Raw genomic sequence first — 6,084 nt, 5'->3', positions numbered from 1 at the left:
TCAATTACGATTTTTTGTGCGCTTACGAGCGACGGTACACAGTAAAAAATATGCCAGCCGTCACATCTCATCGAACGAATCGACGGATTTAACTCCTTTAAGGCTACAGTTGCACTGCTCTCATACAAAAACAATTACCTGCCGTTGTGGAAAACGTTTATATAACTCATTTGCTACTGGCACACAGTTATCACCAAAAGATGCGATAAATACGATTTTATTACGCTGTGAGACACGCTCCAGAAAGAGCGCGTAAACACGTATGATAAACATATATAGTTCTTTTACGACTCCCATTTCAACACCTCTTGACAATTAAAGACGATCTCTAGAGACCGTCTTTAATGGCTTATTTATTATAAAAAGAAACAGTTTCTTTTGTCACTCTGTACTGATAATCTAGACCTTCAAAAAAGTAAGATTTATCCTTGCTATCAAAAAGCGTTTGGCTCTTCGTAATGTCAAGTGCTTCAACAGAAACATACTCTTTCGTTTCAATTTGAATAGAAGTAATTAGGTCTGCCTCGTCATAATGATATTTTAATTGACCGTCATAGAGTGAAATCACCTTATCTTCTGGAATATCTTTTGAGTTCATTTCAGTGATCACATCGGTTTTATTACGACCAAGATAGGCGGTAAAGTACTCAATCGAAGTAGCAATTTGACCATTGAAATAGTCAACAAAATCGGTCTTTTCAACATTATCTTGAACAATACTATCTGATTTATATTGAAAATTACCTTTTTCAACATAGTATTTACCGTCTTCAAACGAAATTTCAACAATTTTATCACTTTGACGTTTAACAGCTAGTTGCTGACCGATAATGACTTTTGTTGATGCTTTTGTTTTTAAAGTTTCATCGGTGTACAGTTCCACATTATTTTTGTTGAAACGGGCATTCTCAGAGACGTTTTCCCAAACGAGTTTGACTGGTGTCTTCGTTTTAGCGTCTTCCTCTGTTTTGACACTAGAAAAAAACATGCTTGCTAAGCTTTTGTTTGAAGCTATTGCAATCCCACTCGTGATAATAACAAAAGCAAGTAAGACGAGAATAACAGGTGTCCAAAGACTCCCTTTTTTCTGTAATTTTTCATAAGTCGCTTGATTTCGTACGAGGCGCGAGTCTTTATCCGCTGGATTTTGAACTTCCAATGGTATATAGGGACGTTTCTGTTTCGCTTTACATTCTTGTTGATATGCCGTTTTTTCGGCTGGTTTTAAACCGTTGAACCATTTAACATAGGCATCATACTCTTTTGCTACCTCTGCGGCAGGTCCATCCATCCGCAATTCGCCATAATGCATCCATACAATCCGATCACAAAGCGATTTAACTTGTGCTAATGAATGCGACACAAAGAAGATTGTTTTTCCTTGTGCTTTAAAGTCCATGATTTTATCGACACATTTTTGATAGAAGGTTTTATCACCCACACTCAATGCCTCATCAATCACTAAAATATCAGGATCGATATGAACCGCAATCGCAAAACCTAGTCGTGATTTCATCCCGCTTGAATAGCTTTTAACCGGTTGATTAATAAAGTCCCCTAAATCTGAAAACGCGATGATTTCAGGCATTAATTGATTAATTTTTTTCATGCTATAGCCAAGCATTAAACATTTCATACGAATGTTTTCAACACCCGTCAGTGGGCCTTTAAGGCCTGCTCCGATTGCAATCATCGATACTTCACCATTGATTTCAATTTCACCTTTTGTCGCTGGTGAGATACCTGCAATCACACTTGAAACGGTGGACTTACCTGATCCGTTCACACCGATTAAGCCAACTGTTTCACCTTCATGAACATCGAATGAAATATGACGTAAGGCCCAAAAATGTTGGGGTTTCTTTCGTTTGTCAACGAGTGCTTTAATACGATCCGACTTATTTTGATACAAATCATATTCTTTAGACACATCTTTGACGGATACTTTAATTGTCATAATGCATATACCTCTCTCTTAAACATAGTCAATAAAGTTTTCTTTGAATTTATCGTGTAACACACTACCTGCTACTAATAAGAACAGTGTAATCGCCCAAAAATAAATACCTAATGCAGGTGATTCCCAAAACCACGCGCGCGATAAGAAAACATCTCTAAAACCATCGACTAAATATAACATTGGATTTAGCTTAAATACATTTTGAATAGTTTCAGGCATACGATCAATGCTCCAGATTGCACCTGACACATAAAATAGCAGACGCATGACTGATTGAATGATAAATTGCATATCGCGAAACAGTACGGTTAGAGTTGATGTAAACAATGTTAAAGCATACAGAAAAACCATCATGCAAATAAAGTAGTAAATAAACTGTATCCACATAACAGTTGGAAAAACGCCTTTATTAAATAATAATACTAGGGCTACAGCTAACATCACAACATATCCTGTTAAACCAGAGGCAATATTAATCGATGGTAAGATATTAAGAGGGAATTTCATTTTACTAACGAGTTGCACCTTGTTCACAATTACCTTACTGCCACGTGTAATCACTTGGCTAATAAAGAGCCAGGTGACCATTCCTAATACAAGCCAAACAAAGAATGGCACACCACCTGAATCGCCTCGTGAGCCTTTTAAAGCCACACCGAAGATTAGATAGTACGTTCCGACTTGAATAAGTGGATTAATAATTTCCCACAACAACCCTAAATAGTGACTTTGATAACTTGCTCGGTCTTCATAACGGGCAATTCTAAAAATCATTCCTAAATGAGTAAACTGATCTCTTATCGTTCTAAATGTAACTTTCAAGCATACACACTTCTTTCTCTCGTTTTAATTCACTAATTAGCAGCCGCCTAATTTTGCTCTTATGTATTTTAACATAAAATAATTAACAACGGTAACATTTACCGGTTACACGTGTTGTCTTATTAATTGGGGCTAATTTCCAACGAGTTTAGTTTGCAATAACTTTAATAAATTCACGTAAATAATCAGGCAGATCTGGCGGACGTCGACTTGACACAATATGACCATCAACGACAACAGGCTCATCATGCCAAATCGCGCCGGCATTTGTCATATCGTCCTTAATACCAGGTGTACTTGTGACGTTAACCCCTTGTAAAATATTGGCTGAGATGAGTACCCAGCCCGCGTGACAAATTTGACCGATTGGTTTTTTAGCCTCATCAAATTCACGTGTTAATCGTAAAACATCCTCAAAGCGACGCAATTTATCAGGTGACCAACCACCAGGTACTAACAAGGCATCATAATCCGCACTGTTAACATCCGCAAACGCAGCATCTGATACAGCAGGCACACCATATTTACCTATGTATGTTTTGTTTTTTTCTTCAGCAATTAAATGGACTTCTGCCCCTTCTTCTCTTAACCGTAATATCGGATACCACAGTTCTAAATCTTCAAAGTCGGTGCTTACAAATGACAATATTTTTTTACCTTTAAGTTTCATTAGTTATTTAACCTCCTATAATTTATAATCCCTCTAAATTATAGCATATTCTCGCACGATTACGGTAATACAACAAAAAAAGCATGCCCTTTTTGGCATGCTCGAAACTGAAGATAAACGCTAGTCTAGATTGTGCCGACTCGCTCACTCGGGATTACGCATCATTAGTACGCGCACCGTCGCTACCAGTTATCTGAATGTTGACAGCTTCTACTTATCCTTAGTAGGCCGATTATCTTTTTCACGACGGCTAATTTGGTTGCAATGACTTTACCGGTTGAATCACTCGTACACGAATACTGCCAGCGATACTACTTAAGTCGCTAATTAATTGATTACAGTGCGTTAACGTACTTGTTTTATCTAAATCAATTAAAGTATAAGCAATTTTGCCGCGGCTGCGATTGATCATATCACCGATGTTCAACTGATGCTCTGCTAATTTAGTCGTAAATTGACCGACCATGTTCGGAACATTTTGATGGGCAATCGCAATCCGAATCGTCTCGCGATAAGGTAATTCAACCCGCGGAAAATTAACGGAATTACGGATGTTGCCTGTCTCTAAAAAGTGACTCAACTCTTTGGCTGCCATTATGGCACAGTTTTCTTCCGCCTCTATCGTAGAAGCACCTAAATGTGGTAAAATCCGCACGCCTGCTTGTCCAAATAAATGTTCATCGGCAAAATCCGCCACATAATGTGCCAGCTGTCCGTTTTTCAGGGCAGCAACGACAGCTGTCGTTTGAACCAATTCCCCACGAGCAAAATTGAGCAAGACAGCACCTGGCTTAATTGCCTTTATGCTGTCTGCATTGATCATTTCAGCGGTAGAATCCAACAACGGCACATGTAAGGTAACGTAATCACTCATCGCAAGCAATTGTTTCAATTCATCGACACGTTCAACCTCACGCGACACTTGCCACGCGGCCTCGACTGAAACATAAGGATCATAGATAACGACCTTCATCCCTAACGCAATCGCATCGTTCGCAATCAGGCGGCCGATATGGCCGAGTCCGACGATTCCTAACGTTTTGCCGTAAATTTCGGTGCCAACAAATCGTTTTTTACCTGCTTCAACACGGGTAGCGATATCCTCATTCGGTAATTGCTCAACCCAATTTGCACCATCAATCATTGGGCGGGCAATCGTGAGTAGGTTAGCTAACACAAGCTCTTTCACGGCATTAGCGTTTGCACCTGGTGTGTTCATCACAACGATGCCTGCATCATCACAGCGCTCAAGCGGGATGTTATTGACACCGGCACCGGCTCGCGCAATGGCAAGTACACTGTCAGGGAGTATTTCTTCCTGTAGATTATAGCTTCGTAATAAAATGGCATCGCTCGGTGTTTGATCATTTAGACGATATTTTGTCGGCGAGAGCAACCCTAAACCTTGTGGGGCAATTTCATTATAGGTCTTAATGTTATATGTGTGAGTCATCCGCGCGACACCTCCATCAATTGATTTTTTTTTTGCGAACACGCTCATAAAGTCAATCAAAGCATCGACTCCTGCGAGCGGCATCGCATTGTAAAGACTGGCACGCATCCCCCCCACTGATCGATGTCCTTCTAAATTGACTAAACCGGCGGCAGCTGCTTCTTGCGTAAATTGCTTATCTAGCGTTGGTGAGGCTGTCAAGAAGGGAATATTAGTTAACGAGCGACTCGTTGGTGCGACTGGTGATGTATAAAAATCAGATTCATCGATGAAGCGATACAAACGTTCTGCTTTGGCGCGGTTACGCTCTTCCATTAAGGCTACCCCACCTTCTGCTTCAAGCCATTCCAACACGAGTTTGGCCATATAAATCGCAAATGTTGGCGGGGTATTATACATTGAATTTGCGGTTGCATACGTGTCGTAACTTAACATCGTGGGTAATAATGGTTGTGTTTGAATTAAATCATCACGAACAATCACGATTGTGACACCGGCCGGGCCGATATTTTTTTGTGCTCCAGCATAAATGAGCCCAAAGTCCGTCACATTATACGTACTAGAAAGAATGTTCGATGACATATCGGCAACTAAGATGGTTTTATCATTCATCCGCGGTAATTCTAAAAAGGCTGTGCCCTCTATCGTATTGTTCGTCGTGATGTGGACGTAATCATAAGTATCTTCCACTATGTTGACCTGTGGTAGTTCGCTATAATTCACATCAGCCGATGAGGCCAACACAGTTACTTCGACGTGTTTTTTCGCTTCAGCAATCGCTTTTTGGGACCACGACCCCGAGTCAATATAAGCAACACGGTTTGTATGTGCTAAATTGAGCGGAACCATTGAGAACTGTAAACTTGCCCCACCTTGTACAAATAAAACTTTATAATTATCAGGAATCGCCATTAAGCGTCGTAAGCTTGCCTCGGCATCTGCTAAAATCTGTTCAAATAATGCTGAGCGATGGCTTAATTCCATCACAGACATCCCTGACTGTTGATAATTCAAAAAATGCGCGTGTGCTTCTTTTAAAACAGCTTGTGGCATCACCGCCGGTCCTGCTGAAAAATTATAAATCGGATGTGTCATCGTAACACCTCTTTCTTTGTATTTTTAACATAAACCTAGTATATATTTAAATAACTAACTTTACAATGTTCGTATTTACCTCAA

The 6,084-nt window shown here is 39.9% G+C and carries 4 protein-coding genes and 2 pseudogenes; all 6 read right to left on the bottom strand.

The annotated features are described in order from the left end of the window. Nucleotides 1-120: 120 nt before the first annotated feature. Nucleotides 121-297: a hypothetical protein gene (locus tag BCAMP_RS13545; RefSeq protein WP_156921184.1), complete on the bottom strand. Its 177-nt coding sequence runs from the start codon at nt 295-297 to the stop codon at nt 121-123. A gap of 622 nt (nt 298-919) precedes the next feature. Beyond that, nucleotides 920-1,957 (bottom strand): annotated as a pseudogene (gene tagH / locus BCAMP_RS14355) (teichoic acids export ABC transporter ATP-binding subunit TagH); the annotation flags it as partial. An 18-nt stretch (nt 1,958-1,975) separates the two neighbouring features. Continuing rightward, the gene (locus BCAMP_RS07380) at nt 1,976-2,782 is read right to left on the bottom strand and encodes an ABC transporter permease (RefSeq protein ID WP_035314810.1); all 807 of its coding nucleotides are present in this window, start codon (nt 2,780-2,782) and stop codon (nt 1,976-1,978) included. Between the two features lie 148 nt (nt 2,783-2,930). Beyond that, entirely contained in the window at nt 2,931-3,452 is a 522-nt protein-coding gene (locus BCAMP_RS07375; protein ID WP_035314808.1) for a type 1 glutamine amidotransferase domain-containing protein, read from the bottom strand. 250 nt (nt 3,453-3,702) lie between these two features. Beyond that, a complete protein-coding gene (locus tag BCAMP_RS07370; RefSeq protein ID WP_035314824.1) occupies nt 3,703-4,905 on the bottom strand; it encodes a phosphoglycerate dehydrogenase in 1,203 nt (400 codons plus the stop codon). Continuing rightward, a pseudogene (gene serC / locus BCAMP_RS13540) lies at nt 4,903-6,000 on the bottom strand (3-phosphoserine/phosphohydroxythreonine transaminase); the annotation flags it as partial. The gene BCAMP_RS07370 and the pseudogene serC, both read right to left, overlap by 3 nt. Nucleotides 6,001-6,084: the final 84 nt, after the last annotated feature.

This window comes from Brochothrix campestris FSL F6-1037, assembly GCF_000525915.1.
Classification (GTDB): domain Bacteria; phylum Bacillota; class Bacilli; order Lactobacillales; family Listeriaceae; genus Brochothrix; species Brochothrix campestris.
The sequence above is the reverse complement of the archived record's forward strand: the minus strand, read 5'-3'. Positions and strand labels throughout refer to the sequence as shown.